The sequence below is a fragment of the Nocardia sp. NPDC127579 genome (genome assembly GCF_042672005.1).
Lineage (GTDB): Bacteria > Actinomycetota > Actinomycetes > Mycobacteriales > Mycobacteriaceae > Nocardia.
The window spans coordinates 289,378-315,655 of record NZ_JBHXVZ010000003.1 but is presented as its reverse complement, the minus strand read 5'-3'; the positions used below and the strand labels follow the sequence as shown (position 1 = coordinate 315,655).

Genomic DNA, 26,278 nt, shown 5'->3' with positions numbered 1-26,278 from the left:
CTGTCCGCTAGTCGTGTCAGGCTGTCGGCATGGACACCACCGAGATCGATTGGAATCAGACACTGCGCGAGCAGTGGGAGTTCCACTGGAACCACCAGATCCGGGCCCGGCTCGACGGTCTGACCGACGAGGAGTACTTCTGGTCGCCGGTGCCCGAGGCCTGGAGTGTGCGCCCGCGCGGCAGTTCGACCGCGCCGGTGCAGGCCGGCGGCGGCGATTTCACGATCGACTTCGCGTTCCCGCCACCGGAGCCCGCGCCGCTGACCACGATCGCGTGGCGGCTCGGGCACGTCGTCGTCGGTGTCCTGGCGCTGCGCAACGCGGCCCATTTCGGTGCCGCGCCCGCATCGTATGAGACCTGGGAGTACGCGCCCGACGCCGCGACCGCGCTGGCACAGCTCGATCAGCAGCTCGAGCGCTGGCTGACCGGGGTGCGCGGGCTCGACGAGGCCGCGTTGCGGGCACCGGTCGGCGCGAAAGAGCCCTACCCCGATCTGCCCATGGCCGCGCTGGTGCTACATATCCATCGCGAACTTATTCACCACCTGTCCGAGGTCTGCCTGCTGCGCGACCTGTACCTGCACATGAACGGAGCCACCCGATGAGCCGCCGGATCCAGATCACCTTCGACGCCCGCGATCCCAGGGCGCTGTCCCTGTTCTGGCGCGAAGTCCTCGGCTACGTCCATCCCGGACCGCCCGGAGTCGAGGTGCCCGCGGGCACCGATCCGCTCGATGCGTGGGAGGAGTTCCTCGCCCGTATCGGGGTGCCGCCCGAGCAGCGCAATACGCGCTCGGCGATCGAGGACCCGCAGGGCAACGGCCCGCGCGTGTTCTTCCAGCAGGTGCCCGAGGACAAGATCGCCAAGAATCGGGTGCACCTGGATGTGCGTGCGGCGCCGGGACTTCAGGGCGCGGAGCGGATGGCCGCGCTCGAGGCCGAATGCGATCGGCTCGTCGGCCTGGGCGCCGTGCGTCTGCGGCGGTTCGAGCCCGAGCCGCCGCTGAGCGCGGGGCACATCGTGCTGGCCGACCCGGAGGGCAATGAGTTCTGCTTGGACTGAGCGGGTTTCAGCGGCGCACGGCGGTGGTGGCGAGCGTGGTGTATTCCATGGTGAAGCTGCCGCCGAGCGCGTCGATGGCCGCGCCGACGGCGTCGAGGACGACGGTGAGCTGTTCGGGGCGCAGCCGGGTCAGGCCGCCGGTGGTGGGCAGCAGTGCCAGCCATTCGTCACGGGTGTAGGGCCGCTGCCAGTCGAACTGCCACAGGTGCGGTTCATCGAACCGGCCGGTGGCGCGGAGCTGGTCGGCGAAGGCGGTGTAGCCGGCGCGGTAGAGCTCGAGCGGGCGTCGCGCCGGTTGCGTGCTCAGCGGTGAGTCGGGTGCGGCCTGTGCGAACGCGGCCGCGAAGGGTGCGGCCACGGCGTCGGGTGGTTCGTAGACGTGGCCGAAGATCGCCAATCGTCCGCCGGGGCGCAGTAGTTCGGCGGCCTTGGTGGGCCCGGTCGTCGCGTCGACCCAGTGCCAGGACTGGGCGGCGATGATCGTGTCGAAGGTGCGGGTGCCGGGCTGCCAGGTCTCGAAGGTGGCGACCTCGACATCCAGGCCGCGGTCGCGGGCGTATTCGGCCATGCGGGCGTCGGGTTCGACGCCGAGCACCGTGCAGCCCGCCGCCTGGAATTGGCGGGCGGCGATGCCGGTGCCGCAGCCGATGTCGAGCAGGTCCGGGCCGGGCGATCCGGTGCGGATCGCGGTGATCAGTGCCGCGGGATAGGCGGGCCGGGCCCGGTCGTAGCGCGGGGCGTCCACGCCGAACGATTGGGCCATGCCCTGGGACGACGCGGGTTCGGGCGATAGTATGGGCATGCGCCCACTCTAGTGGGCGTATGCCCACTAGGTAAAGGATGCCCGCGTGCCGACCGGAGTGCACCTGCGCGACGCCCGACAGCAACTCTTCGACGCCGCCGAGCGCATCCTGCTGCGCGAGGGCCCGAACGCGCTGACCAGCCGCGCGGTCACCGACGAGGCCGGATGCGCCAAAGGTGTGCTGCACCGCCACTTCAGCGACTTCGACGCCTTCCTCACCGATCTCGTGCTCGACCGCGCCGCGGTCCTGCGGGAGCAGGTGAGCGCGCTGCACGCGGGGGAGGCGACGGTGGTCGCCAATCTGACCGGCGCACTGGGCATCCTGTTCGGGCCCGTGCCGGTCGCGATCATCCCGCTCATCACCTTCCGGGACGAACTGCGCGCCCGGCTGCGGCAAGCCCGCCCCGGCGGCGGCATGGCGATTCTGGCCGAGGCGACCGCGGCGATCTCGGCCTACCTGGCCCAGGAGCGCGAACTGGGCCGCCTCTCCGCCACCGCGGATCTGGATGCGCTGACCCTGTCGCTCGTGGGCGGCGGGCACCTGATGTTCGCCGACCGCGATCTCGGCGGGCCGGAGCCCGCGGCGATCGAGAAGTTCGTGGCCGCAACGATTTACGGGGTTACTCGCTGACTCGGAGTGTGGTCGGTCGGCGTGTCAATTCGGGCGCAAGTCGAGGTCGGTGGGCCCCAGGACCTTGCGCAGGGCGGTGCCCAGCGCGCCGAGTTCGGCCTCGTCGAGACCGGTGAAGCGACGCTGGATCGCCGCGAGGTAGTGGGGAGCGGTGGCCCGCAGGCGTTCGCGGCCGGTGTCGGTGATGGCGACGAAAGCCGAGCGCCCGTCGTCGGGATTGGATTCGCGCCGGACCAGGTCGTGGGTTTCGAGTTCGGTGACCAGCCGGCTGACCCGGGTGCGGCTGAGCACCACGCGTTCGCCGAGATCGCTCATCCGCAGCGGGGCCGGGCCGTCGAGTTCCAGGAGGACGTCGTACCAGCTCAGGGGAATTCCGGTGCGGCGGCGCAGTTCCGCGTCCAGGTCGGGGACGAGCCGGGCGTGCACTTGCAGCAGTGCGGCCCAGGCGCTGACTGCCGGGTGGGAGCGGTTCACGGGGTTCGGCACGGTGCCATCCTAGCGGTTGCGTGCGTGCGCACGCATCGATAGTATCGTGCGCACGCACATAAATTCGTTCGAGAAAGGCAAGACCCATGACCGTCCTGATCACCCGCGACGAACTGGTGAAAGAACTCGAGACCGGATCGGTGATCGTGCTCGACACCCTCGGTGGCGAGTACTACGCGAAGGCGCACCTGCCCGGCGCGCTCGAACTCGTCGAAGCCGATGTGGAATCGCGTGCGGCACAGCTGCTTCCGGACAAGGCGGCGGCCATCGTCACCTACTGCTCGAACCCGGCGTGCGCCAACAGCGGATACGTCGCGACCAAGCTGGAAGCCCTGGGTTACACCAACGTGCGCAAGTACCGCGAGGGCATCCAGGACTGGGTCGAGGCGGGCCTGCCGGTCGAACCCTGATCGCCGCTTCCGTGTGTCCGCGGCCCGCCGCGGACACACGGAAGAACAGCGACGCACCGCGAATGCGGGCAAACCGCAGGTTATTGCGACCTAGCGCCCATATCATTGCGCTATGCCCGACAACGGTGTGGTGCCGAGGGTGCTGGGTGGGCGAGCGGCGGTGCTGGCCTCCGGGCTGATCACCGGGATTCTCGGCGTCGTGATCGCGGTGTGGCCGGACAAGACGGTCGCGGTGACCGAACTGCTCGCGGGTTCCTATCTCCTCGTCAGCGGGTTGCTGCAACTGTGGATCGCGGTCGCCGCCAGGTTTGCTGTCCCATTGCGGCTACTGGTGCTCGTCGGTGGCGTGGTCTCGCTGCTCCTGGCGGCGCTCGCGGCGCGCGGCGGCAATTCGATTCTGCTGGTGGCCCTGTGGCTGGGCATCGGCTGGGCGGTGCGCGGCGTCATCCACGCCACCGTCGCCGTATGGGACGACCGGCTACCCGGCGCGGGACGCCACGAACTGCTCGGCCTGTTCACCATGCTGCTCGGTATCGCCCTGCTGGCCATCCCCTTCGACTCCGTCGAGGCGCTGACCCTGGCCGCCGGCGGCGCGATGATCGTGCTCGGGATCCTGGAGTTGCTCAGCGCGGGAATCGCGGCGCCGGCCGGTCGGCCGTCGCTCAGTCCTGGCGCGGTGCACTGAGATCGCGTACCTCACGCAGATGGCGTTCCATCGCCGCCGCGGCCGCGGCACCGTCGTGGCGGGCGACGGCATCGTAGATCAGCCGATGTCCCTGGATCGACACCCGCCGGGCCTCTCGGGTGCGATGCGAGAGCCGCCGGGTACGGCGCGTCCACTCGGTGGTCATGGTGCACAGGGTGACCAGCAGTGGATTCTGTGCCGCGTGCGCCAGCAGCGTGTGGAATTCGATATCCAGTCGCAGGGATTCGGCCGGGGAGAGGTGATCGGTCGAGCGCGCGAGTACCTCGCTCAGTGACAGTAGATTCGAGTCGACCGCACGCAACGCGGCCAACGCGGCGATCCGCGGCTCCACCAGATCACGCAACTCGGTGGCATGGGCGAGCTCGGTGTCGAGTTCGGCGAGATCGCCGAGCAGGCGCGCGGCCTCCGGCGGCTGAACCACCGTACTGCCGCGTCCCTGCCGCCGTTCGATGAGCTTCTTGGACTCCAGTTCGAACATGGCCTGCCGCAAGGACGAACGCGAGACGTTCATCGACGCCGCGAGCTCGCGCTCCGGGGGCAGCCGATCACCGGCCCGCAGCTCCCCGTTGATGATGAGCCCTTCCAGATGAGCCGCGACCTCCGTGCTCACACTGCGGGAACGCCGCCGCGGCGGCGGTATCGATGCGGTCATCGGCCCACTCTAAATCGGTTCTCGGGCAGGCTATTTCCGAGCGGTAAAGCACGCGTAACGTTCGGTTTCCTGCGCTGCACCTGGTCGTTCATCTGGCTTACGGTCGGTTGGTCCGACCAATCGAGAGGCTGACAGTGACATCGAGCACGCAGGACATCGCCCCCGCGTTTCCGGCTCTGCAACCGGGTGCGGGCATCGACCGCGACGCGATCTACGTCCCGGCCGACCCGTCGACCGTGCTGTGGGGCCGGCTGCCCTGCGCGCGCGAAAGCGCGGTCGCCACCGTCGATTCCGGGCAGACGCTACTCGTGGACACCATCAGTCACGAGGGCATCCTCGAAGATCAGGGATCGGATCCGCTGGCCTACTTCGGCCGCCACGGCGTCGAACCCGATCAGGTACTCGCCGATGCCGTCGAGGTGACCGCCGCGCTCCGCCGCGATCCGCAGGCGGGTCCGCACATCGTCACCGGTCCGATCGCGGTGCGCGGCGCGAAACCCGGTGACCTGCTCGCGGTTCGGGTCGAGGAGCTCACCATGCGGGCGCCCTACGGCGTGATCTCCACCCGGCACGGTCGCGGCGTGCTCACCGCGCACTCCGATTTCGACGGTGACTACGGCCAGTTCTGCACCGTGCGCCGCCACGACGACGGCTGGTTCGCGAGCATGCCACTGCGCGACGGGCAGCCGCCCACCCGGTTCCCGCTCGCTCCGTTCCTGGGCATCATCGGCGTGGCCACCGATACCGTGTCCCGCGTCTCCTCGGTGCCGCCCGGCCGCCACGGCGGCAATATCGACATCCGCCGATTGACCGCCGGTGCGACACTCTTCCTGCCCGTCCAGGTGCCCGAAGCGCAGCTCTACATCGGCGACCCGCACTTCGCCCAGGGCAACGGCGAGGTCGCCCTCACCGCGCTGGAGGCCCCGCTGCGGGCGCGCCTGAGCGTAGAGGTGATCACAGCCGCGCAGGTGCGCGCGGGCCTGGGCCGTTCGGTGGGTCCGTTCGCGGCCGCGCACGGCCTGCTCATCCCCACCGGCTTGGACGCCGACTTGAACGAGGCGCTGTCACTGTGTGTCGGCAATGCGGTGGAATTACTGGTCTCGCTGTTCGACGCCGATCCGCGCCGGGCCTACCTCTATCTCAGTGCCGCCACGGATTTCACGATCTCGCAGGCGGTGGATCAGGTGCGCGGCGTACACGGTGAGATCCGGGTCGCCGATTTCGCGCGACGGGCCGACACCGAACTCGCCCGCCGGATCCTGGAGCGGGTGTAGTGGACGAGACGGTCTGGCGCGCGCTGGGCGCACCGCTGGTGGCGGGTTCGGGCGGCGGGGTGCTGCGCGGGCACACCGTCGCGGTGAAGGATCTCTACGCCGTGGCCGGCTTCGCGGTGGAGGCCGGCGTGCCCGGCTACGCCGGTGCGCCGGAGACCGAGCACGCCGCCGCGGTCGCGGCGCTGCTCGCGGCCGGCGCCGACCTCACCGGAATCGCGCGCACCGACGAGTTCGCGTACAGCATCACCGGCGGCAACGGAGCAACCGGCATGCCGGTCAATCCCGCTGCGCCGGACCGGATTCCGGGCGGTTCCACCAGCGGCCCGGCCGTCGCGGTGGCCAGCGGGCAGGTCAGCGTCGGGCTCGGCACCGACACGGCCGGATCCATCCGGGTGCCCGCCGCGTATCAGGGACTGTGGGGAATCCGCACCACTCACGGCCGGATCGACACCCGCGGCCTGCTGGCGCTGGCGCAGTCCTTCGACAGCGTCGGCTGGCTGACCAGGGATCCGGAAACCCTTGCCGCAGTGGGCGATGTCCTGCTGCCCGAGGACGTGACCAGCGGACCCGCGCGGGTGAGCATCGCACCGGGACTCTGCGCGCTCGCCGATCCCGACCAGGCGGCCCCGGCGCTCGCGGCGGCCGCGGCGCTGGACGCGGAACGCCTCGACCTCGACGCCGACCTCGACAGCTGGTTCGCCGCGTTCCGCACTGTCCAGGCCCACGAAGCCTGGGGCAACCACGGCCCGTGGATCACCGCCCATCCCGATGCCCTGAGCGCGGAGGTCGCCCAGCGCTTCGCCTACGCGGCCACGGTCACCACCGCGGCCGCGACGATCGCCCGGGCATTGCTCGCCACCGCCGCCACCACCCTGCGCTCGGCCCTGCGCGGCCGAATCCTGTTGCTGCCGACCGTCGCCCGCGCGCCTTCGCACCGCAGGGCCGCACCGGCCGTGCTGGAGGCCGATCGCGCGCACACCCTGCGTCTGACCTGCCTGGCCGCCCTGGCGGGACTGCCCGCCGTGACCCTGCCCGCGCACCGTGCCGGCCATCCGCCCGCGGGGCTGTGCCTGCTCGGCGCGCCGGGCACCGACCGTTCCCTGATCCGCCAGGCCCGCAGCAGCGCCGCTGCCGTGACCGACGCGCTCGCCCAGTAAGGATCCACCATGCCCAGACCCGTCCACCGGTTGCTCACGGCGCTGCTCACCGCGGCGCTGCTCGTGCTCGGACTCACCGCCTGCATCGCCACCCCGGACAGCGCCGCGTCCGGCGCCACCATCCGGATCGGCACGCTGCGCGGCCAACCTCACCTGTACGCACCGTATTTCATGCAGCGATTCGCCCCGGACGACAAGTTCGAGATCGTACTGTTCAACAGCTCCCCGGACATCAAGAACGCGCTGGCCTCCGGCGCGGTCGACTTCGGCGTACTCGGTGCACCCTCCACACTGAGTGCCATCGCCGCCGGTCAGCGGCTCAAGATCGTGGCCTCGGCCGCCGACGGCGGATCCGGCTTCGTCGGCCGCCCCGAGATCACCGACGTCGCGGCGCTGCGCGGCAAGAAGATCGGCTTCCCGGCGGGCTCCTCGCAGGAGATCGCGCTGCGGCTGACCCTGGGCGCGCACGGCCTGGACCCCGAGACCGATGTCGAGCTGGTGAATCTGGAGTACTCGGACATGGTCAACGCCTACACCTCCGGTCGCATCGACGCGTTCCTCAGCGCCGAGACCGGCGTCTCGATCGCCCTGCGATCCGGTGCGCACCGGATCGTCTCACCGTATGACACCCCGATCGGCGCGGTGAACATCGTGTTCGCCACTCGAGAGCAGCTGATCGAGCAGGACCGCGACCGGGTGCGCCGCACCGTGGACAGTTTCGTCAAGGCGATCGGTCACATGCGCGGTGACCGCGCGGCCTGGGCACAGGGACTGGTCGACACCTTCGGGGTGGACCGCGCGGTCACCGAGACCGCCATCGACAATGTCACGCTGCGGTACGCGCTCGACGAGGAATACCGCCGGCGGGTGGGCGCGCTGGCCGCCCAGATGGTCGCGTTCGACCAGCTGGCACAGGCGCCGGACATGACCACGGTGTTCGATGCCGGATTCCTGCCGGGCGGTGCGCCGTGATCGTGCTCGAAGTGCCCGTGCGGGCCGAAGCCTGCGAACCGGAAACCGCCACGCGCGCAACGGGACTGCGCGACCGCCTGATCACCCTGCTGTGGGCACTGCCGGTCCCGGTGCTGGCGATCGTGCTCTGGGATCGCGGTGTCACCGGCGGCTGGCGACTGCCGTTCGGCATCCAGATGGGCTTTCTGCCCACGCCCTGGGAGGTGGGCCGGCGACTGGTCGATCTCGCGGTCGGGGGAGTGCTCGACGACAGCTACAGCGGCACCCTGTGGCTGCATGCCTACGCCAGCGCGATCCGGGTAGCGCAGGGTTTCGCGATCGCGGTGGCCGTGGCGGTCCCGCTCGGTATCGCGATGGGCCGCTCGCGCACCGCGTATCGGATGCTCGAGCCCACGCTCAACCTGATCCGTCCCATCCCGGTGACGGCGTGGGCGCCGCTGGCGCTGCTGATCATCGGCTTCGGCGACCGCTCGACCATCTTCCTGGTCTTCCTGGCCGCGATCTTCGCGATCCTGCTGAACACGATCGCCGGCGTCCAGGCGGTGCCGCCACGGCTGTTCGAGGCCGCCGCCATGCTCGGCACCCGCCGCTCCCGCACGCTGTACACGGTGGTGCTGCCCGCCGCGATGCCCGGCATCGTAGCCGGTCTGCGGATCGCGCTCGGGCTGTCCTGGGTGATCCTGGTGGTCGGTGAAACCGTCGGCATCCGCGTGGGATTGGGCGCGCTGATCACCCAGGCCCGCGAACAGTCGCGCACCGATCTGATCGTCGCGGTCATGATCGTCATCGGCCTGGCCGGATTCCTGGCCGACCGTCTGCTCATGCTGGTGATCCGTCTGATCGCCGGCCGTCGCCCCCTGCTCCCGTGAGGCCGCCTGTGACCATCGAGCCCGCCACCGCCGTCCACCCGGCCCGGATCCGCCTCGAGCGGCTGGCCAAACGCTATCCCGGTGCGGCGCTGGACGCCGTCACCGGCATCGACCTCGAGATCGACCCCGGCGAATTCGTCTGCGTGGTCGGGGCCAGTGGATGCGGTAAATCCACACTGCTGCGCATCCTCGCCGGATTCGAGTCCGCCACCGCGGGCACGGCGATCGTCGGCGCGGCCCGCATCACCCGCCCGGGCCCCGATCGCGGCGTCGTCTTCCAGGACTACGGCTTGTTCCCGTGGCTCACCGTGGCCGAGAACATCGCCTACGGCCCACGTCAGGCCCGCATACCGCGCGCGCAGACCCGCACCCGCACCGACGAAGCCCTGGCCGCCGTCGGGTTGACCCGGGTGCGGGATTCGTTCCCGCACCAGCTCTCCGGCGGTATGCAACAGCGGGTGGCGATCGCGCGGGTACTGGCCAACCGGCCCGCGGTGCTGCTGATGGACGAACCCTTCGGCGCGCTCGACGCGCTCACCCGCACGACGATGCAGGCCGAACTCGAACGCCTGCACCGCGACACCGGTGTGACGGTGGTGCTGATCACCCACAGCGTCGAGGAGGCCGTCTACCTCGCCGATCGGGTGGTCGTCATGGTCGGCGGCGTCGCCCACGGCAGCCCGGGCCGGATCCGCGAGATCGTCCCCGTCACGCTGCCCCGGCGTCGCGACACCAGCACTCCGGAGTTCAACGAGTGCGAGCGTCGCATCGACGCGCTGATCCACGACGGCGGAAGCTGAGTCATCGGATCGGCAGCAGTTCCCGAATCCGGCTGGTACGTGCCACGATTCGGCCCGCCTTGATCACATAGCAGCGATCCGGGCGATCCAGCAGCGCGTCGGCGACGCGGTGGCTGGACAGCACCACCAGATCGGCTACGGCCCCCGCGCGCAGGCCGTAGCGATCGGCGATGCCGATCACGGTGGCGGCCTCGGTGGTGGCCATCGCCAGCACCCGGGTCAGATCCCGCGCGCCGGACAGGTGACAGGTCTGGGCCAGGAACAATCCGATGTCGAGCAGGTCGGCATTGCCGTAGGGGGTGAAGGCATTGCGGATGTTGTTGGAGGAGTAGGCGGTGGTGATGCCGGCGGCCCAGAGTTCGCGCACGGGCGCGATACCGCGCCGCACGACGCCGACATCGCAGCGACCACCCAGGTGCATGTCGGTGGCAGGCAGCGGAACCACCGCCACACCGGCCTCGGCCAGCAGGGCCAGGGTGCGCGCCCGCGCGGCCGGAGCGCGCCCGGCCAGGGAGGTCATGTGCCCCAGGGTGACCCGGCCGCCCATACCGGTGCGCGCGGTGGTCTCGGCGATGTAGTCGGCCATCGCGAAGCGGGGGTCGGCGGGGTCGTCGGCGAAGTCGGCGTGCATATCGACCGGGACGCCGAATTCGGCGGCCAGTTCGAAGACCAGGTCGACGTGGCGGCGGCAGTCGGCCACCGTGCGTTCGTTGTAGGCGCAGCCGCCGATCACCTCGGCGCCGCGGCGCAGGCTCGTGCGCAGCAGATCGAGCGTGCCGGGGGCTTGCAGGATGCCTTCCTGGGGGAAGGCCACGATCTGGATGTCGATGCGGTCGCGGTATTCCTCGCGCAGTTCGAGCAGCGCGTCGACACCGCGCAGGCCGACGATCGGATCGACATCGGGGTGGGCGCGAATCACGGTGGTGCCGTTGCCGATCGCCAGATCCAGGACCCGGCGGGCGCGTTCGCGAATGGCGGCCACGGTGAAACCGGCCTTGAGTTCGGCGGTCACCGCGATGGCACCGGCCAAGCCGGCGTCGTGGGCGGGGCGGTCGGCGTCGAGCAGCGCCTTGTCCAGGTGCAGGTGTGATTCGATCAGGCCGGGAATGACAACCCGGGCGGCACAGTCGATTTCGGTGCTGCCGCGGTCGGGCAGGTGCGGGCCGAGCGCGGTGATCAGGCCGTCGCTGACGGCGATGTCGACCAGCTCGCCCGCATCGTCGACGCGGGCCGCGCGCAGTACCAGATCCGCCATGGATTACCTCCCGAGAGCACTAGGTGACAACGGTTGTATACGACCGATGTGTTTCCAGTGGTGGCGGCGGATGCTGCCGCGAGGTTACGAACTGCGCTGGCGCAGCCGGTAGGCGGAGGCTGCGTGGGCGATGTGCTCGCCGACCACCCGCGCCGCGCGCTCGGGATCCCCGGCTTCCAGTGCGGCACAGATCTCTTCGTGCTCGTGCCAGGAATCGCCGGCCCGCCGCGGCAGCTCCACCGCGTACACCCACGCGATCTTCCAGCTCAGCTGGGTGATCAGCTGGGTGAGCAGCGCACTGCCGGAGGCTTCGGCCAGCACCTCGTGGAAGCGGCTGTTCAGGCGGGTCAGCTCGTCGAGGCGTCCCTCGCGCACGGCCTCGAGCCCCAGGGCGGTGAGTTCCTTGAGCCGGCCGAGGTGTTCGGGAGTGCGGCGCAGGGCGGCACGGCTCGCGCACAGGGGTTCCAGACGGGCGCGGATCTCGAGCAGGTCGGCGGCCTCGGCCTCGCTCAGCTCGGCCACCACCACGCCCGCGTAGGGGCGTGAGGTGGCGAAACCTTCGGTCTCGAGCACGCGCAACGCTTCGCGCACCGGGACGCGGGACACTCCGTAGCTCTCGGCCAGCGCGTCCTCGGTCAGCCGCTGGCCGGGTGCGAAGACACCGCGAACGATGTCGTCGCGGATGGCGCGGCACAGCTGCTGGGGGGTCATGCGCCGGACGGTGCTGCTCACAACGGCCTCACAGGCGATTCGGGGACGGGTCGGTTGCATACGATCCGGAGCGAATTCGGATCGATTGCCCGTAAATCTACGCCGGTAGCGGCCCCGGACGTCGCGCCGGTGCGGCCGGCTCGCCGCTTGTCCGTGCTTTGTATACGATCGTCGGCACGTTCGTTCCGGAAGGAAGTCATGGATTCCGCGCATGTGATCCTGCTGCTCGTCGCCGGTTTCGGGGCCGGGGTGTGCAATGCCGTCGCCGGTGGCGGCAGCCTGCTCTCGTTCCCGGCCCTGCTGGCCACCGGCATGCCCCCGGTGCTGGCCACCGTCACCAACTCGGTCGCGGTCTGGCCCGGCTACCTCGGTGGCGCGGCCGCGCTGCGCACCCGGCTGGCCGAGCACCGGTCGCTGCTGCCCCGGCTCGTGCTCACCGGGGCGCTCGGTGCGACCGGCGGTGCGATCGCCCTGCTCGCGGCGCCGCCACAGGTTTTCGCGGCCCTGGTGCCCTATCTGATCCTGTCGGCCACCGCCCTGTTCGCGGCCCAACCGGCACTGTCACGTCGGCTGGCGGCGCACCGGGCGGGCGAGTCGCGCCTGCCGCTGTTCGCCGGGATCTTCCTCGGCGCCGCCTACGGCGCGTACTTCAACGGCGGCATGGGCATCGTGCTGCTCGCCGCGCTGGCCCTGGGCATCGACGCCTCGATCACCGCGCTCAACGGATTGAAGAGCGCGCTGACTCTGACCGTGTCGAGCACCGCGGTGTGCGCGGTGGCGCTGTTCGGGCCGGTGCAGTGGCTCGCGGTGGCGGTGCTGGCCCCGGCCTGCCTGCTCGGCGGCGTCGCCGGGGCGCGCCTGGCGGACCGGTTGCGGCCGAGCGCCTTCCGCGCTGTGGTCATCGTCTTCGGGGTCGGCGCGGGTGCCGCGATGCTGGCCTCCTGACCGGCCCGCCGCGCCGAATTCGGCCCGTTCGACGCCGACTGCGTGGCGAACCGGGTGCCCGCCGTGATTCCCGCGGACAGATCGTATACGAAACAGGCATGTAATCGTCTGGACCGCGAATGGCAACGCGTCGCCGATACAACTGACAGCCATGAGCACCATCGCTACCTCGGGCCTGGCCTTCGAGCAGGTCGGGCTGGTCTTCGACAACGGCACCCACGCGCTGGCGGGCATCGACATCACCGTCGGCGCAGGCGAATTCGTGTCGCTGGTCGGCCCGTCCGGCTGCGGCAAATCCACACTGCTGCGGCTGGCGGCCGGCTTCGAGCAGCCGACGCAGGGGGCAGTGCGGCTCGGCGGCGGCACACTCGGCTACGTCTTCCAGGACCCGACCCTGCTCGCGTGGCGGTCGGTGTTGCGCAATGTCGAACTGCCGGCCGAACTGGCGGGCGTGGACAAACGCACCCGCCGCGCCGCCGCCCGCGCGGCCATCGAGCTGGTCGGACTGGGCGGCTTCGAGAACCACAAGCCCGCACAGCTTTCCGGCGGCATGCGGATGCGCGCCTCCATCGCCCGCGCCCTGACCGGGGCACCGGAGCTGTTCCTGTTCGACGAGCCGTTCGGCGCGCTCGACGAGATCACCCGCCAGCGGCTCAACGAGGAGGTCAGCGCACTGCACCGCCGGTCGGGTTTCACCGGGGTGTTCGTCACGCACTCGATCGCCGAGGCGGTGTTCCTGTCCACCCGGGTGGTGGTGCTCACCGGCCGACCCGGCCGGGTGGCCGCGGATATCGCGGTGCCCCTGGACTTTCCGCGGACTCCGCAGTTGCGCTACAGCCCGGAGTTCGGCCGGATCGCCGCCACCGTCTCGGCCGCCCTGCACGAGGCCGAGCAGCCCCGAGAGATCGGGCACGCGGCATGATCGCCGCCGCCACCGCGGCGCCGTCGCGCAGACTCCGGTGGCCGTTCGCGATCGCCCCGATGCGGGTGCTCGCTCCGGTACTCGTGTTCGTCCTCGTGCTGAGCGCCTGGTCGGTCGCCTCGCACCAGCTGATCGCCGAGGACTCCCGTTTTCTGCTGCCCCCACCCGAATCGGTGCTGGCCAAGGGCCTGTTCGACAGCGCGACCCGCACCGAGATCCTGACCGCCCTCGGTTCCACCGTGCAGATCGCGCTGCTCGGGCTGGCCCTCGCCCTGGCCCTGGGGGTCGGTTTCGCGGTGGTGATGAGCCAGGCGCGGTGGGCCGAGTTCTCGCTCTACCCGTATGCGGTGATTCTGCAGACCATTCCGGTACTGGCCGTGGTGCCGCTGTTCGGGTTCTGGTTCGGTTACGAGTTCGGCAGCCGGATCATCGTCTGCGTGATGGTCTCCCTGTTCCCGGTCATCACCAACACCCTGTTCGGGCTGAAATCGGTGCGCGAAGCAGAACATGACCTGTTCACCCTGCACGGCGCCGGTCGCTGGCAGCGCCTGCGCAAACTCCAGCTCCCCGCGGCGCTGCCGGCGATGATCTCCGGATTCAAGATCTCCGGCGGGATGGCGGTGATCGGCTCCATCGTCGCCGACTTCTTCTTCCGCCAGGGCCGGCCGGGCATCGGCCGCATGATCGATGTCTACCGGCAGCGTCTGGCCACCGAGGAGCTGCTCACCGCGCTGCTGCTGTCGTCGCTGGTCGGGCTGATCCTGTTCTGGTTCTTCGACTTCCTGGCCGGGCGCGTGGACCGCGCGCACGGCACCACCCGGGCTCGCCCGTAGCCGACTCCCACTCGCACCAAGGACATCTCGTGAACACACGCGCACTCGCCGCGGCCGCCTTGGCCTCCGGTCTGGTTCTCACCGGCTGTAGCGGCGGCTCCAGCACCCCGAAGCCCACCGGACACGGTGAACTCGCCGGTGTCTGCCCGGACACCGTGGTCATCCAAACCGATTGGTTCGCGACACCGGAACGCGCCGCCGCGTACCAGCTCGTCGGCCCGGGCGGCACCGTCGACGTAGCCAAGGGCGCCTACATCGGCCCGCTCGGCGACACCGGCGTCAATGTCGAAGTGCGCCTGGGTGGTCCGTTCCTGGGCGGTCAGCCGGTGCCCGCGCAGATGTATCAGGACACCGGCATCACCTTGGGAATGGTGCCGACCGACGAACAGGTCCGTGCCCGCGCCAAGACGCCGGTGACCGGTGTCTTCGCCTCCCTCGACATCAACCCGCAGATCATCATGTGGGATCCGGCCAACTATCGGATCACCGCCTGGCCCGATATCGCCGCCAGCAATGCCCCCGTCGTGTACTCCGAGGGCAAGATCTTCATGGACTTCCTGATCGCGCAGGGCTATGTCGGCAAGGACCAGGCCGACTCCTCCTTCGACGGCACGCCCAGCCGTTTCGTCGCCGAGAAGGGCCGGGTCATGCAGCAGGGCTACATCTCCAACGAACCCTATCGCTGGCGCCACGACGTCAAGGGCTGGCAGAAACCCACCGGACAGTTGCTCGTCCATCAGGCCGGCTACGAGATCTATCCGCACGCCTGGTCGGTGCGCAGCGGCGAGCTCGAGGCCCTGCGCCCCTGCCTGCGCGCACTGGTTCCGATGCTGCAACAGGCCGAAATCGACTATGCCGCAGACCCCGGCCCCACCAACGCGACGCTGCTGCGCATCGCCGAGTCCATCCCGGACGGTCCGCCGATGACCGCCGCCGGCAACACCGACTCGGTGAAAGTGCAACTGGCCGAGCAGATCATCGGCAACGGCCCCGACACCACACTGGGCGATTTCGACCCGGCCCGCGTGGATCGCGTGATCGCCGCCGTCACCCCGATCCTGCGTGCGCGCGGCCAGCAGATCCCCGACGGGCTCTCCGCCGCCGACCTGATCACCAACGAGTTCATCGACCCCGCGCGCGGATTGCGCACGCCGAGTTAGGGACTGGCGGGGGATGCGCGCAGCGGGTTCACTGTGTCTATGGCACCTACTGATCAACGTCGGAGTTCGGCGCACCCGCAGGCCCCGGCCACGATGCCCGCGCCCGCGGAACTGATCGTCGTCACCCACGGCACGGGCGCGCCGATCCGGGCGAGCGCCCTGCGTGAGACCGTGGCCGCCGCCGAGCATCTGGACACGTTGCTGCCGCCGGGCGCGCGGCTGCGGCGAATCTTCGGCCCGCCCAACCGGTTACCCGATCGGCTGCTGGGCACCGATCAGGAACCGGTCGGGGCCGAGTATCTGAACTACTTCGCCGTCGACGGCGCGGTCCACGACCTCGAGGCGGTCGCCGCGCGGCTGCGCGCCGATGACGCGGTCGACGGCGCCTATGTCAAACCCGGCGCCGAAGCGCCGCTGGCCCCGCTGCACACCCCGGCCCGCTCGATCGCCGACGCGCCGCCGGTCACTCCCGATTTCCAAGCGCGGCAAGGGTATCTGGATCCGGCCCCGGCCGGTATCGACGCGCGCTGGGCCTGGACGCAGGCCGGCGGGCGCGGCACCGGGGTGCGGGTGATCGATATCGAGGGCGCGTGGTTGTTCAGCCACGAGGACCTCACCCAGAACCAGGGCGGTGTGATCGGCGGCGAGGCCAGCGCAGACGAGGGCTGGCGCAATCACGGCACGGCGGTCGCGGGGGAGATCAGCGGCGATGTCAACGCCTTCGGCATCACCGGGATAGCGCCCGAGGCCGCGATCCGGGCGGTGTCGATCTTCGGCGCCGGGTCGGCCGCGGCGATCCGCACGGCCGCCGACGCGCTCGATCCCGGCGACATCATCCTGCTCGAACTGCATCGTCCCGGGCCGCGCCACAATTTCGCCGACCGCCCCGATCAGGCCGGTTACATCGCCATCGAATGGTGGCCCGATGATCTGGCCGCGGTCCGCTACGCGCACGCACGCGGGGTGATCGTGGTGGGAGCCGCGGGCAACGGCGGCGAGGACCTGGACGCCGCGATCTATGACACCGCGCCCACCGGGTTCCCGGCGACCTGGCGTAATCCGTTCCGCGCCGCGGATTCGGGGGCGATCATCGTCGGGGCGGGCGCGCCGCCGCCGGGCACGCACGGGCGTGACCACGGTCCGGCCCGCTCGCGACTGGATTTCTCCAATTACGGCAGCCGGGTCGACACCCAGGGCTGGGGCCGGGAGGTGACGACCACCGGCTACGGCGATCTGCAAGGCGGCGGCGACGAAGAGTGCTGGTACACCGACACCTTCAGCGGCACCTCGAGCGCCTCGCCGATCGTGGTGGGCGCGCTGGCGTGCGCGCAGGGGATTCTCGCGGCCGGTGCGGGCCGGCGCACACCGGGCGAGCTGCGGGCCCGGCTGCGGGCATCGGGGTCACCGCAGGCCGACGCACCGGGGCGGCCGCTGACCCAGCGGATCGGGAATCTGCCCGATATCGGATCGCTGGTCGCCGGCGGTTGAGCGGCTGCGGCCGAGGGGCCGGCCGCAGATCGGGCGGCGTCCCGGGCCGATCAGCCGCGATGCCGGTGCCGGCCCGAGTGAGAACCGGCACCGGATTTCGCCGATCCGGCCCATTTCGAGAACGTGTTCTAGGTACGGTTCCGGGCGTGAGCAAGAGCGAGTCCCTGGTTCGGGTCGGCGTCGTCTATGTGGTGGCGTTCGCCGCGGGGGGCGCCTGGCTGGCCTGGGGCCCCGACACCGCGTACCTGTGGCTGGACGGATTGATCGCCGACGCGCTCGCCACGGTCGTGGTCTTCGGCGCCAGTCGCCTGCACCGGAATTCGAGCTTCTACGACGCCTACTGGAGTGTGCTGCCGCCGTTGCTGATGGCGGCGTGGTGGCTCGAACTCGGCGGCGCGAGCGCACGCGCCTGGCTGTTGCTGGGCGTGATCGTGGTCTGGTCGCTGCGCCTGACCGGCAACTGGATCTACGCCTATCCCGGTCTGCCGCACGAGGATTGGCGTTACCCGAGCCTGCGTGCGCGCGCGGGGCGAGCGGAGGCGGCAGCCGATCTGCTCGGTATCCACCTCTTCCCGACCGTGCAGGTCTTCGCGGCGATGCTGCCGGTGTATGTCGTGCTGACCCACCCGGGCCGTGGCCTCGGGTGGCTGGACTGTCTCGCCGCCGCGGTGGGCCTGGGGGCGGTGGCGCTGTCGTTCACCGCGGACTGGCAGATGTATCGGTTCGTCGCCCGCCGCCGCCCCGGCCAGGCCATGGAGCAGGGCCTGTGGAGCTGGTCGCGGCACCCGAACTACTTCGGCGAGTTCGCCTTCTGGTGTGCACTGGCGCTGTTCGGCCTGGCCGCCGCACCCGCCACCTGGTGGTGGGTCGGAGTGGGCGCGCTCGGCATGTTCGTGATGTTCCAGGCCGCGAGCATCCCGATGATGGAAACCCGCAGCCTCGAACGCCGGCCCGGCTATCGGGACGTCATCGACCGGGTGCCGCGTTTCGTGCCGCGCCCGCCGGGGATCAGGACGCCGTTCAGTACGGGGCGGGCACGTCGATGACGACCTCGGGCGGAGTGGGGTTGGTGCTGACCTGGACCGCGACCCGGCCCGCACCCTCGAGGGTGAAGAAGGCGGCGTGCCAACCGTAGTGGCCGTCGTACTGGGTGGTGCGGGTCTCGGTACGCGTGGCGCCGGTGTCGAGGTTGTGCAGGGTGACCGTGGCCGAGACCTCGCAGCTCTGGGCCGACAGCGAGGTGAGCGGGTTGGGGTCGGGGGTGAAGTTGACCGCGACCCGGGCCGCGCTGTCGATGAAATCGGCGAACTCGCGGGCCTGCTGGCCCCGGCTGGCCGAGACCTCGGCCCGGACCGTGCCCGCGCATCCTGGTGTGGTGCCCGCGGCGTGCGCGGATTCGAAGTACACCGGCTCCTGCGCGACGGCCTGACCGGTGGGTATGACGAACGCGAACAGCGGTAGCAACAACGCGGCGACTCGCATGGGGATCTCCCGTCCTCGCACACTCGGCGGACTGGCTGACGACCTAGCGAATTTCCACGCTAGCACCGGGAATCGCCGCCCCTCAACCCGGTGAACTCGCGGACAACACCGGGTAGCGCGAAGTGAGAGGGTGTTGAATTCTGCGCGTCGGCGCGTCGCGGCGCAACGGCGGTGCGGTCGGCGGCGCGCGGCCCGCTGACCTGGGCGCAGAGCCCGTCGAGAGCGCTTCCGCCGCACCGAATTCCGCACTCGATGCGATCGTGCGCCGACTGTCACGCCGCGCGATTGCCGGTAGGGTTCGGCCGGATTTGATCATGTGGCCGGGCTGCGCGCGCGAGGAGAAACGGTGGCTGTCGATACTGTCCGCGAAGAACAGGCGATCCGCCGGTTGATCGACAGTCTGCTCGAGACCTATGCGGACTCGCATTCCCCGGACGACATCCAGACGACGGTGACCGCGGTGCGCGCCCGCTTCGACGGGCATCCGGTGCGGGAGTTCGTGCCGATCCTGGTCGAGCGCATCGTGCATCGCGAGCTGGCGCCGCCGGCCCCGGGCAGCGTCATCGAGGAGGCCGCCGCGGCGGTCGAGCAGCCCGCGGCGGCGAGCAGCCGGGCCGATCGCCGGCGGGCGGCGCGCGGCGCGGGCCTGGTGATCGACCGGCGCACCCTGGTGGGTGCCGGTGCGGCGGTGATGGTCGGGATCGTGGTGGTGGCGCTGGTGACTCGTGATCGCGAGCCCACGCCGTCGGCGACACCGGCGATCCCGGGGCCGACGGTGGTGCGCGGGGTGGTCGGTTCGGAGAAGTTGGCCTACTTCGAGGATGCGCGCGTGGTCGAGGCGCTGGCCCGGCACGGGTTGCGGGTCGAGGCGCAGCCGGCGGGGTCGCGCCAGATCGCGCAGTCGGTGGATCTGAGCGCGTTCGATTTCGCGTTCCCCTCGAGCAGCCCGGCCGCCGAGCGGATTCAGCGCGCCCGCAACATCAACACCAAATACACCCCGTTCTCCTCGCCGATGGCGATCGCGACCTTCCAGCCGATCGCAGATCTGCTGACCGAGGCGCGGGTGCTGCGGCCCGGCCCGGTGCCGACCTTCGACATGGCCCGCTATCTGGAGTTGGTGAACACCAACACCGAGTGGGCGCATCTGGCGAACAACACCACCTACCCGGTGCGCAAGAACATCCTGGTCTCCACCACCGACCCGCGGACCTCCAATTCCGCGGCCATGTACGCCGCGATCGCCAGCTTCGTCGCCAACGACCGCGCGGTCGTGCAGGACGAGCGGGCCACGCAGGCGGTGCTGCCCACGTTGCAGCGGCTGTTCGCCGGTCAGGGCTACACCGAGAACTCCACGCAGGGCCCGTTCCAGGAGTACCTGGCCGCGGGCATGGGCCCGTCGCCGCTGGTGCTGATCTACGAGGCGCAGTTCGTGGAGGCCGCCGTGCAGGGCCGCACCGCCCCGGGCATGGTGCTCACCTATCCGTCGCCGACGGTACTGTCGCGCCACACCCTGGTCCCGCTGCGCGCCGACGGTGACCGGCTCGGGCGGCTGCTGTCCACCGACCCGGACCTGCAGCGCCTGGCCGCCGAGCACGGGTTCCGCACCGGCGATGCCGACCGGTTCGCGAAGGTCACCGCCGAACACCGGGTTCCGGTGCAGCCGGACCTGATCGACGTGGTGGACACACCGACCTACGACACGCTCGAAGCGTTGCTGGACGCGGTCGCCAAGTCCTACAACTGATTCCGAGTAGTACCGCGGACGGATTCGAGTAGCGCGGCACTCGGGAGTTCGGGACGGTTTCGTGTCACGGTTCAGAGGCAGGGCTGAACCGGAAGGAGCCTTCCGCATGAACGGGATCCACACACCGACACCCGAACGCGCCGGTGGCCCGGCCGAGACGACGAGCAGCCACGCCATGCTGGTCTTCGGGACCGGGGTCGACTGCTATCTGTCGAACCTGGCGAGATTCTCACCGCCACACAATGCCCAGGCCGTGCTGGCTGTCGAGCTCGACGACCGCGGGCGGCGCGCGCTGGGCGCGGATCGCCGCCGCGGCTACGACGGCCTGCACACCTTCGTGCCGGAGGAGTTCGCGCCGGCCGAGCTCGCCGACGGTAGCCGGAAGTCGCTGCGCGGCACCCTGTTCCGCGGACATGTGCGCCGTGCCTCGAGCGCGCCGGTCGCCGAGGTGGCGGCCGATATCCGGCAGGTGGTGTACTTTCACGAGCTCGCCCCGCGCCGGGCCCCGACCGCACTGACGCACCTGGTGTTCGGCGCGCCCGGCCGGTTGTATGTGGCGCACCGGATCGGGGCGCGTCCGAGCTTCGATCAGATCGTGGCCGCCCGGCTCGTCCCGGGCACCGTCACCGACCTGCTCGGCGTGCCGGATCCGGCCAGAGCCCAGGCGGCGGACTCGGGTTTCGAACGCGCCCAGGAGATCATCCTGGGCCGGCGCGACTTCGCCGGGCAGCGGCTGCGGGCGGGCGAACGCGCGGTCGCCGCGTTCGGCTCCGACGACGACGGCTATCTCGCCGAACTCGAGGTGCTGCGGCAGATCTACCTCGAGGTCGCCGATCTGGTCTAGCCGTCGAGGAGTATGGCCGCCGCCGCCTCGAGCCCCTCGGCGGTGCCGACGACGATCAGCAGATCACCGGTGGTGAACTCGAAATCCGGGCCGGGGGAGGGAATCGGGTTGCCCGCGCGCATCACCGCGACGATGGAGGTGGTGGTGCGGGTGCGCATCTCGGTAGCGCCGAGGCGGCGGCCCGCATACGGTGAGCCCTTGCGGATCGCGAGCTGCCTGGTGGTGACCCCGTCGAACTCGCGGTGCTCCTCGCGCAGCTGCGCCACCAGCTGCGGCGCGCCGAGCAGGTTGGCCAGCACCGACGCTTCGGTGGCCGACAGCGGGATCTGCTCGCTGTCTTCCGGATCGCCGGACTTGCCGACGATCAGGTCGATCGATCCGTCCCTGTGATCGATGATCCCGATGCGGCGCCGTCCGCGTCCGAGCGCGAACTCCTTGCGCACGCCGATACCGGGCAAGGGGGTTACCTCGACGTTCACCTCACCAGGTTAGCCGCCGCGAGCGGTCCCGAAACCAGTGGTGATCGGAAGGGATTAGCACGCAACCGATTCCGGGCGGCTAGGTGGTCCTGGCGCGGCGGCGACGGCCCTTGGCGACGAGTTCGGGGTCGAAATCGGGGTCGGACCACTGCTCGGCCAGCGCCATGCTCAGTGCGCGACCGGCCGCGACGTGGGCCAGCGCGCACGCGGCGGCGGCCTCGGCGCGACCGGCGGCGATCAGCGCGTAGAGCTCCTCGTGTTCGGAGCACTGCTCGCCCGGATCCCGGGATGCGGTCAGGCGGAACAGCCATTCGGTGCGCGCGGCGAGCGGGCTGAGCAGCGTGCTCAACAGCGGATTGGCGGCCAGGTCGACGATCTGGGTGTGGAAGGCCGCGTTGGCGGCCGCGATCCGGGGCAGGTCGGCGGCGGCGGTGGCGGCGCGGGCGGCGGCGAGGCGTGCGGTGAGCGGGGCCAGGGTCGCGGGGGTGGCGCGTTCGGCGGCCAGGCGCGCGGCCAGTGATTCGAGCACTTCGCGGATGTCGAACAGATCGCGCACGTCGGCGGGAGAGAACGTGGCCACCAGGGCGCCCTTGTGCGGTACCAGCAGCACCAGCCCCTCGGCGGCGAGCATGCGCAGGGCCTCGCGCAGCGGGATGCGCGAGACCTCGAGTTCGGCGGCGAGGTCGCGTTCGACCAGGCGGGCGCCGGGATGCAGTTCGACCTCGACGATGCGGCGTTTGAGCACCTGGTAGGCGTGGTCTCGGCGCGAGGGGGCAGTCACGAGAATCCACAGTATCGGTATCCCGCACGGGTTTTCACAGACGAAACACGGCCGGAATACGCCCGCCACACCGTACCGTCAATTTAACGGTATACCAATACTTGGAGGTGACCGTGGCGGCGACACTGGAGCTGACCGGCGTCGGCAAGACCTACGGCGCGGTGCGCGCCCTGGCCGAGGTGGACCTGAGCGTGCACCCGGGCGAAGTGCACTGCGTGCTCGGCGAGAACGGGGCGGGCAAATCCACGCTGTGCAATCTCGTCTACGGCGGTGCGCGCCTGGACACCGGCCAGATGCGGCTGTTCGGCGCGCCCTATCGGCCGCGGCGACCCGCCGACGCGCTCGGGCGCGGAATCGCCATGGTGCATCAGCATTTCAGCTTGGTGCCGGAGCTGACGGTCGCCGAGAATCTCGTCCTGGGCACCCGCTCCTGGCTGCGGGTGCCGCGACGCGAACTCGCCACGCGGGTGGCGGTGCTCGGGCAGGAGTTCGGTCTGCGGGTCGAACTCGACGCACCCGCCGCCACGCTGTCGGTCGGTGATCGCCAGCAGGTGGAGATCGTGAAATGCCTGCTCCGGGACCCGCGGCTGGTGCTGTTGGACGAGCCGACCGCGGTGCTCGGCCCCGCCGAGATCGCGGCCCTGCTCGACACCTGCCGCCGGATCGCCGACTCCGGCCGGGCCGTGGTCCTGGTGACGCACAAGCTCGGCGAGATCGAGAAAGCCGGAGACCGCGCGACCGTGCTGCGCGGCGGGCGGGTCGCCGGGAGCGGGCCGCTGCGCGAGTTCAGCCGGAACACGCTGGTGGAGTTGATGATCGGCCGCCCAGCCGGTGCGTTGAATCCCGCGCTGATCCTGGGGGCGAACGCGGGCATGAGCGAGGGCGGCGCTGAGGGGGCAGACAGCGTTTCGGGCACAGCGCGGCGCGGCAACCACGACAGCGCGGAGCAACCGGCGCCGACACGTCCGGATCGAGAGGTGGTGCGGGTCGACGGGTTGCGATCGACCACGCCGAGTGGAGGATTCGCCCTCGACGGACTCGACCTGCGGTTGCGGCCGGGAGAGATCACCGGGATCGCCGGGGTGGAGGGCAACGGACAGAGCGAACTGGTGGCGGTGCTCAGCGGGGCGCGGCGGGCGGAGGCGGGCAGCGTCGAACTCGACGGTCGCGACCTCACCCATGCCACGCCCGCGGCCCGCACGGCCGCCGGACTGGGCGTGATCCCGGAGGATCGACACCACGAAGGCTGCATACCGGCGATGAGCGTAGCCGAGAACCTGTATCTTGGCCGGCTGTCGGAATTCCGGCGGCGCGGCCTGCTGGATCGACGGGCCCTGCACGCGGCGGCCGCGCGGGTCATCGCCGCGCACGACATCAAAGCCGCCGGGCCGGGCGCGGCGATGGCCACCCTGTCCGGCGGCAACCAGCAGAAGGTGGTGGTGGCGCGCGAACTCGCGCTGGATCCGCTGCGCTGCCTGGTCGCCGCGCATCCCACCCGCGGCCTGGACCTCGGCGCGGTCGACAGCGTGCTGACCCGATTGCGGGCCGCGGCCGCCGCCGGTGCCGCGGTGCTGATCGTCTCCCACGAGGTCCCCGAACTGCTCACCCTGTGCGACCGGATTCTGGTCGCCTATCGGGGCCGGCTGCACGGCCCCGTCGACCCGGCCGACCCCTCGGCCACCGACCGGATCGCCCATCTCATGCTCGGAACCGCCTCATGAACACTGTTCTTCGCCGCGCGAACTCCGCGCCGGTCCTGGCCGCGCGCCGTGATATCGCCGTCTACGGCGGTGCGGTGGCCGTGACACTGCTGGTCGCGGTGGTGCTCGTCGTCGTCGGTGGTGCGCAACCGGGCGCGGCCGCGAATGCCCTGTGGACCGGCATGTTCGGCTCGCCCTACGGTCTCGGCAGCGCGCTGAACGCGGCCGCGGTGCTGGCGCTGATCGGCACCGGGTTCACGATCGCCTACCGGGCCGGACTGGTCAACGTCGGCGCGGAAGGCCAACTGGCGCTGGGCGGTATCGCCGCGACCGCCGTCGGCGTGCACCTGCCCGCCGCGACTCCCGCCGTGCTCGGCGTGCCGCTGATCCTGCTCGCCGGGTTCGCTTCGGGTGCGGCGTGGGCGGGCATCGCCGCCGGGCTGACGGTGTGGCGCGGCACCAGCGAGGTCATCACCACGCTGCTGCTCAACTTCGTCGGCCTGGGGGTGGTGACGCTGGTGGTGCACGAACCGGCGCTGCTGCGCCAGCCCGTCACCTCCGCCGACACGCTGCCGCAGTCCGCGCCCCTGATCGAGGGCGCGCGCCTGCCGCTGCTCGGCCTGCCCGATTCGCCCGCGACCATCGCGGTCGCGCTGGCCGTCATCGCCGCCGTGGGCGCGTCGATCCTGTTGCGCCGCACCGCGATCGGCACTCGGCTGGCCGCGGTCGGCCTGTCCGAACCCGCGGCCGCGCGGCTGGGCCTGCCGGTGGCGCGGCTGCGTTTCGGTGCGCTGGCCGGTGCGGGCGGGCTGGCCGGAGTGGCGGGGGCCGGGCTGGTCGCGGCGGTGCCGTTCGTGCTGGCCGAACACTTCACGTCCGGCTACGGGTTCGCCGGGCTGGTGGTCGGGTTGCTGGCGCGTGGCTCGTTGACCGCGGTCGCGGGCATCGCGCTGGCGTTCGGGCTGCTGGCCTCGGGCGGGATCAATCTGCAACTGGCCGCGGGGGTTCCGGCCTCGAGCGTCCAGGTGGTGCAGAGCGTGCTGATCATTCTGGTGGCCGGTGCGGTCATCCTGCGGCGAGGTGGGCTGCGATGAGCGAGCGAACAGCAGGCACAGCCGCAGTCGCGGTCGGGCCGGAGCCGAGCGGCAGCGAGGTGCAGGCATGAGCGCGATCGGTGAACTGCTCGACGGCGGTGTACGCCTGGCAATTCCGCTGCTGCTCGCCTCGGCGGGCGAGCTGGTCAGCGAGCGGGCCGGTGTGCTCAACCTCAGCGTCGAGGCGATGATGTTGACCGGCGCGTTCGCCGGGGCCGTCGGCGCGCACGCCAGCGGCAACGCCGGGGCCGGTCTGCTGTGCGCGGTGATCGCCGGTCTGCTGGTGGCGTCGTTGCAAGCGGTCCTCAGTGTGACGTTGCGGGCCGATCAGATCGTCACCGGTATCGCCGCCAACGCGCTGGCGCTGGGCGCCACCACCTACGGCTCGCGGCTGTACTTCACCGGCGACCGCACCGTCGCGGGGTTCGACCGGCTGGAAATCCCTCTGCTGCACGAGATTCCGTTGCTCGGTCCGGCGCTGTTCGCGCAGACCGCGCTCGGCTACCTCGGAATCGCCGTGGCGGTGGTGCTGGCGGTGCTGTTCAGTCACCGCAGCGGTCTCGGGCTGGCGGTGACCGCGATCGGCGCCGACCCGGTCACCGCCGATCGCAGCGGCCTGCCGGTCACGGCGATTCGCTACGCGGTGGTACTGCTGACCGGGCTCACCGCGGGGCTGGCGGGTGCGCACCTGGCGCTGGCCGACGTGCACGCCTTCACCGACAATCTCACCGCCGGCGCCGGATATCTGGCGGTGGTCGCGGTGATCGCCGGGCGCTGGAAGGCGTGGCCGACCATGCTGGCCTGCCTGTTCTTCGGCATCGCCCAGGCGCTGCAATTCGCGGCGCCGTCCTTCGGCTGGCATCTGCCGACCGCCGTGCTGGTGATGTCGCCGTACCTGCTGGCCGTGCTGGCCGTCAGCGGACTGGTCGGCGCGTCGCGCGCACCGGCCGCGCTGACCCGCCCCTTCCTGCGCGAGGCCAAGGCGTGACGGCCCTGGTCACAGTGCTCGCCCTGCGCA

29 protein-coding genes are annotated in these 26,278 nt (G+C 70.8%); 21 read left to right on the top strand and 8 right to left on the bottom strand.

Annotated elements, in window-relative coordinates; all coding sequences use genetic code 11:
• Positions 1 to 29: 29 nt before the first annotated feature.
• Both ACFVMC_RS13870 and ACFVMC_RS13865 read left to right on the top strand, forming a co-directional pair.
• Positions 30 to 605, top strand: coding sequence for a DinB family protein (locus tag ACFVMC_RS13870; protein WP_379210111.1), 576 nt, complete (start codon positions 30 to 32; stop codon positions 603 to 605).
• A complete protein-coding gene (locus ACFVMC_RS13865; protein WP_379210109.1) occupies positions 602 to 1,063 on the top strand; it encodes a VOC family protein in 462 nt (153 codons plus the stop codon). Before ACFVMC_RS13870 ends, ACFVMC_RS13865 begins: the two co-directional genes overlap by 4 nt.
• 7 nt (positions 1,064 to 1,070) lie before the next feature.
• Here ACFVMC_RS13865 and ACFVMC_RS13860 read toward each other — a convergent pair whose 3' ends face one another.
• Positions 1,071 to 1,865, bottom strand: a complete 795-nt coding sequence (locus ACFVMC_RS13860) for a class I SAM-dependent methyltransferase (protein WP_379210107.1) — start codon at positions 1,863 to 1,865, stop codon at positions 1,071 to 1,073.
• A gap of 46 nt (positions 1,866 to 1,911) precedes the next feature.
• On the opposite strand from ACFVMC_RS13860, the gene ACFVMC_RS13855 reads away from it, so the two are divergent.
• Positions 1,912 to 2,496 carry a TetR/AcrR family transcriptional regulator gene (locus tag ACFVMC_RS13855; protein WP_379210106.1) on the top strand — a complete coding sequence of 195 codons (585 nt, stop codon included), beginning with the start codon at positions 1,912 to 1,914 and terminating at the stop codon, positions 2,494 to 2,496.
• A gap of 24 nt (positions 2,497 to 2,520) precedes the next feature.
• Here ACFVMC_RS13855 and ACFVMC_RS13850 read toward each other — a convergent pair whose 3' ends face one another.
• Positions 2,521 to 2,982 carry a MarR family winged helix-turn-helix transcriptional regulator gene (locus ACFVMC_RS13850; RefSeq protein WP_379210104.1) on the bottom strand — a complete coding sequence of 154 codons (462 nt, stop codon included), beginning with the start codon at positions 2,980 to 2,982 and terminating at the stop codon, positions 2,521 to 2,523.
• An 86-nt stretch (positions 2,983 to 3,068) separates the two neighbouring features.
• On the opposite strand from ACFVMC_RS13850, the gene ACFVMC_RS13845 reads away from it, so the two are divergent.
• Both ACFVMC_RS13845 and ACFVMC_RS13840 read left to right on the top strand, forming a co-directional pair.
• On the top strand, positions 3,069 to 3,392 hold the full coding sequence (locus ACFVMC_RS13845; RefSeq protein ID WP_379210103.1) for a rhodanese-like domain-containing protein: 324 nt from the start codon (positions 3,069 to 3,071) through the stop codon (positions 3,390 to 3,392).
• A gap of 112 nt (positions 3,393 to 3,504) precedes the next feature.
• On the top strand, positions 3,505 to 4,077 hold the full coding sequence (locus ACFVMC_RS13840) for a DUF308 domain-containing protein (protein WP_379210101.1): 573 nt from the start codon (positions 3,505 to 3,507) through the stop codon (positions 4,075 to 4,077).
• On the opposite strand, the gene ACFVMC_RS13835 is transcribed toward ACFVMC_RS13840, so the two are convergent.
• Positions 4,055 to 4,750, bottom strand: coding sequence for a FadR/GntR family transcriptional regulator (locus ACFVMC_RS13835; protein WP_379210099.1), 696 nt, complete (start codon positions 4,748 to 4,750; stop codon positions 4,055 to 4,057). The two genes, ACFVMC_RS13840 and ACFVMC_RS13835, sit on opposite strands and share 23 nt — an antisense overlap.
• A 134-nt stretch (positions 4,751 to 4,884) precedes the next feature.
• On the opposite strand from ACFVMC_RS13835, the gene ACFVMC_RS13830 reads away from it, so the two are divergent.
• From ACFVMC_RS13830 to ACFVMC_RS13810, 5 genes are read left to right on the top strand one after another with little or no spacing between them, the layout of a single operon-like run.
• Positions 4,885 to 6,024, top strand: coding sequence for an acetamidase/formamidase family protein (locus tag ACFVMC_RS13830; RefSeq protein ID WP_379210097.1), 1,140 nt, complete (start codon positions 4,885 to 4,887; stop codon positions 6,022 to 6,024).
• Positions 6,024 to 7,181 carry an amidase family protein gene (locus ACFVMC_RS13825; protein ID WP_379210095.1) on the top strand — a complete coding sequence of 386 codons (1,158 nt, stop codon included), beginning with the start codon at positions 6,024 to 6,026 and terminating at the stop codon, positions 7,179 to 7,181. The genes ACFVMC_RS13830 and ACFVMC_RS13825 overlap by 1 nt, the downstream gene beginning before the upstream one ends.
• A 9-nt stretch (positions 7,182 to 7,190) precedes the next feature.
• Positions 7,191 to 8,153 (top strand): ABC transporter substrate-binding protein, encoded by a 963-nt coding sequence (locus ACFVMC_RS13820; protein ID WP_379210093.1) that lies wholly within the window; start codon positions 7,191 to 7,193, stop codon positions 8,151 to 8,153.
• Complete coding sequence (locus ACFVMC_RS13815; protein WP_379210091.1) at positions 8,150 to 9,022, top strand: ABC transporter permease; 873 nt, start codon at positions 8,150 to 8,152, stop codon at positions 9,020 to 9,022. The genes ACFVMC_RS13820 and ACFVMC_RS13815 overlap by 4 nt, the downstream gene beginning before the upstream one ends.
• A gap of 8 nt (positions 9,023 to 9,030) precedes the next feature.
• Complete coding sequence (locus ACFVMC_RS13810; protein WP_379210089.1) at positions 9,031 to 9,822, top strand: ABC transporter ATP-binding protein; 792 nt, start codon at positions 9,031 to 9,033, stop codon at positions 9,820 to 9,822.
• Between the two features lies 1 nt (position 9,823).
• Here ACFVMC_RS13810 and ACFVMC_RS13805 read toward each other — a convergent pair whose 3' ends face one another.
• Both ACFVMC_RS13805 and ACFVMC_RS13800 read right to left on the bottom strand, forming a co-directional pair.
• Positions 9,824 to 11,077 carry an amidohydrolase family protein gene (locus ACFVMC_RS13805; RefSeq protein WP_379210087.1) on the bottom strand — a complete coding sequence of 418 codons (1,254 nt, stop codon included), beginning with the start codon at positions 11,075 to 11,077 and terminating at the stop codon, positions 9,824 to 9,826.
• An 84-nt stretch (positions 11,078 to 11,161) separates the two neighbouring features.
• The gene (locus tag ACFVMC_RS13800; protein WP_379210086.1) at positions 11,162 to 11,788 is read right to left on the bottom strand and encodes a GntR family transcriptional regulator; all 627 of its coding nucleotides are present in this window, start codon (positions 11,786 to 11,788) and stop codon (positions 11,162 to 11,164) included.
• Between the two features lie 198 nt (positions 11,789 to 11,986).
• On the opposite strand from ACFVMC_RS13800, the gene ACFVMC_RS13795 reads away from it, so the two are divergent.
• From ACFVMC_RS13795 to ACFVMC_RS13770, 6 genes are all read left to right on the top strand, one after another.
• Complete coding sequence (locus ACFVMC_RS13795) at positions 11,987 to 12,733, top strand: sulfite exporter TauE/SafE family protein (RefSeq protein WP_379210084.1); 747 nt, start codon at positions 11,987 to 11,989, stop codon at positions 12,731 to 12,733.
• Positions 12,734 to 12,884: 151 nt separating this feature from the next.
• A complete protein-coding gene (locus ACFVMC_RS13790; protein ID WP_379210082.1) occupies positions 12,885 to 13,655 on the top strand; it encodes an ABC transporter ATP-binding protein in 771 nt (256 codons plus the stop codon).
• Positions 13,652 to 14,488 carry an ABC transporter permease gene (locus ACFVMC_RS13785; protein WP_379210081.1) on the top strand — a complete coding sequence of 279 codons (837 nt, stop codon included), beginning with the start codon at positions 13,652 to 13,654 and terminating at the stop codon, positions 14,486 to 14,488. The genes ACFVMC_RS13790 and ACFVMC_RS13785 overlap by 4 nt, the downstream gene beginning before the upstream one ends.
• 29 nt (positions 14,489 to 14,517) lie before the next feature.
• Positions 14,518 to 15,648: an ABC transporter substrate-binding protein gene (locus ACFVMC_RS13780; RefSeq protein ID WP_379210079.1), complete on the top strand. Its 1,131-nt coding sequence runs from the start codon at positions 14,518 to 14,520 to the stop codon at positions 15,646 to 15,648.
• A 39-nt stretch (positions 15,649 to 15,687) separates the two neighbouring features.
• Positions 15,688 to 17,136, top strand: a complete 1,449-nt coding sequence (locus ACFVMC_RS13775; protein WP_379210077.1) for a S8 family serine peptidase — start codon at positions 15,688 to 15,690, stop codon at positions 17,134 to 17,136.
• A gap of 146 nt (positions 17,137 to 17,282) precedes the next feature.
• Positions 17,283 to 18,182: a DUF1295 domain-containing protein gene (locus tag ACFVMC_RS13770; RefSeq protein WP_379210075.1), complete on the top strand. Its 900-nt coding sequence runs from the start codon at positions 17,283 to 17,285 to the stop codon at positions 18,180 to 18,182.
• On the opposite strand, the gene ACFVMC_RS13765 is transcribed toward ACFVMC_RS13770, so the two are convergent.
• Positions 18,157 to 18,618, bottom strand: a complete 462-nt coding sequence (locus tag ACFVMC_RS13765) for a hypothetical protein (RefSeq protein WP_379210073.1) — start codon at positions 18,616 to 18,618, stop codon at positions 18,157 to 18,159. The genes ACFVMC_RS13770 and ACFVMC_RS13765 overlap by 26 nt on opposite strands.
• 346 nt (positions 18,619 to 18,964) lie before the next feature.
• Here ACFVMC_RS13765 and ACFVMC_RS13760 point away from each other — a divergent pair, with 346 nt between their 5' ends.
• Both ACFVMC_RS13760 and ACFVMC_RS13755 read left to right on the top strand, forming a co-directional pair.
• Positions 18,965 to 20,362: a three-helix bundle dimerization domain-containing protein gene (locus ACFVMC_RS13760; RefSeq protein WP_379210071.1), complete on the top strand. Its 1,398-nt coding sequence runs from the start codon at positions 18,965 to 18,967 to the stop codon at positions 20,360 to 20,362.
• Positions 20,363 to 20,468: 106 nt separating this feature from the next.
• On the top strand, positions 20,469 to 21,206 hold the full coding sequence (locus tag ACFVMC_RS13755; RefSeq protein ID WP_379210070.1) for a hypothetical protein: 738 nt from the start codon (positions 20,469 to 20,471) through the stop codon (positions 21,204 to 21,206).
• Here the strand turns inward: ACFVMC_RS13755 and ACFVMC_RS13750 are convergent.
• Both ACFVMC_RS13750 and ACFVMC_RS13745 read right to left on the bottom strand, forming a co-directional pair.
• Entirely contained in the window at positions 21,203 to 21,685 is a 483-nt protein-coding gene (locus ACFVMC_RS13750) for a cation:proton antiporter regulatory subunit (RefSeq protein ID WP_379210068.1), read from the bottom strand. The genes ACFVMC_RS13755 and ACFVMC_RS13750 overlap by 4 nt on opposite strands.
• A 79-nt stretch (positions 21,686 to 21,764) precedes the next feature.
• On the bottom strand, positions 21,765 to 22,466 hold the full coding sequence (locus ACFVMC_RS13745) for a GntR family transcriptional regulator (protein ID WP_379210066.1): 702 nt from the start codon (positions 22,464 to 22,466) through the stop codon (positions 21,765 to 21,767).
• Positions 22,467 to 22,579: 113 nt separating this feature from the next.
• Between ACFVMC_RS13745 and ACFVMC_RS13740 the strand changes: the two genes are divergently transcribed.
• The 3 genes from ACFVMC_RS13740 (at position 22,580) to ACFVMC_RS13730 (ending at position 26,248) form a co-directional block, all read left to right on the top strand.
• A complete protein-coding gene (locus ACFVMC_RS13740) occupies positions 22,580 to 24,187 on the top strand; it encodes an ABC transporter ATP-binding protein (RefSeq protein ID WP_379210064.1) in 1,608 nt (535 codons plus the stop codon).
• Positions 24,184 to 25,260 carry an ABC transporter permease gene (locus ACFVMC_RS13735; protein WP_379210062.1) on the top strand — a complete coding sequence of 359 codons (1,077 nt, stop codon included), beginning with the start codon at positions 24,184 to 24,186 and terminating at the stop codon, positions 25,258 to 25,260. The genes ACFVMC_RS13740 and ACFVMC_RS13735 overlap by 4 nt, the downstream gene beginning before the upstream one ends.
• A 67-nt stretch (positions 25,261 to 25,327) precedes the next feature.
• A complete protein-coding gene (locus ACFVMC_RS13730; RefSeq protein WP_379210060.1) occupies positions 25,328 to 26,248 on the top strand; it encodes an ABC transporter permease in 921 nt (306 codons plus the stop codon).
• Positions 26,249 to 26,278: the final 30 nt, after the last annotated feature.

Coding starts and splice junctions, on each gene's coding strand:
- ACFVMC_RS13865 (WP_379210109.1), top strand. CDS start 602: ATGAGCCGCCGGATCCAGATCACCTTCGACGCCCGCGATCCCAGGGCG.
- ACFVMC_RS13800 (WP_379210086.1), bottom strand. CDS start 11,788: ATGACCCCCCAGCAGCTGTGCCGCGCCATCCGCGACGACATCGTTCGC.
- ACFVMC_RS13805 (WP_379210087.1), bottom strand. CDS start 11,077: ATGGCGGATCTGGTACTGCGCGCGGCCCGCGTCGACGATGCGGGCGAG.
- ACFVMC_RS13820 (WP_379210093.1), top strand. CDS start 7,191: ATGCCCAGACCCGTCCACCGGTTGCTCACGGCGCTGCTCACCGCGGCG.
- ACFVMC_RS13730 (WP_379210060.1), top strand. CDS start 25,328: ATGAGCGCGATCGGTGAACTGCTCGACGGCGGTGTACGCCTGGCAATT.
- ACFVMC_RS13785 (WP_379210081.1), top strand. CDS start 13,652: ATGATCGCCGCCGCCACCGCGGCGCCGTCGCGCAGACTCCGGTGGCCG.
- ACFVMC_RS13790 (WP_379210082.1), top strand. CDS start 12,885: ATGAGCACCATCGCTACCTCGGGCCTGGCCTTCGAGCAGGTCGGGCTG.
- ACFVMC_RS13795 (WP_379210084.1), top strand. CDS start 11,987: ATGGATTCCGCGCATGTGATCCTGCTGCTCGTCGCCGGTTTCGGGGCC.
- ACFVMC_RS13735 (WP_379210062.1), top strand. CDS start 24,184: ATGAACACTGTTCTTCGCCGCGCGAACTCCGCGCCGGTCCTGGCCGCG.
- ACFVMC_RS13765 (WP_379210073.1), bottom strand. CDS start 18,618: ATGCGAGTCGCCGCGTTGTTGCTACCGCTGTTCGCGTTCGTCATACCC.
- ACFVMC_RS13755 (WP_379210070.1), top strand. CDS start 20,469: ATGAACGGGATCCACACACCGACACCCGAACGCGCCGGTGGCCCGGCC.
- ACFVMC_RS13775 (WP_379210077.1), top strand. CDS start 15,688: ATGGCACCTACTGATCAACGTCGGAGTTCGGCGCACCCGCAGGCCCCG.
- ACFVMC_RS13835 (WP_379210099.1), bottom strand. CDS start 4,750: ATGACCGCATCGATACCGCCGCCGCGGCGGCGTTCCCGCAGTGTGAGC.
- ACFVMC_RS13845 (WP_379210103.1), top strand. CDS start 3,069: ATGACCGTCCTGATCACCCGCGACGAACTGGTGAAAGAACTCGAGACC.
- ACFVMC_RS13860 (WP_379210107.1), bottom strand. CDS start 1,865: ATGCCCATACTATCGCCCGAACCCGCGTCGTCCCAGGGCATGGCCCAA.
- ACFVMC_RS13870 (WP_379210111.1), top strand. CDS start 30: ATGGACACCACCGAGATCGATTGGAATCAGACACTGCGCGAGCAGTGG.
- ACFVMC_RS13840 (WP_379210101.1), top strand. CDS start 3,505: ATGCCCGACAACGGTGTGGTGCCGAGGGTGCTGGGTGGGCGAGCGGCG.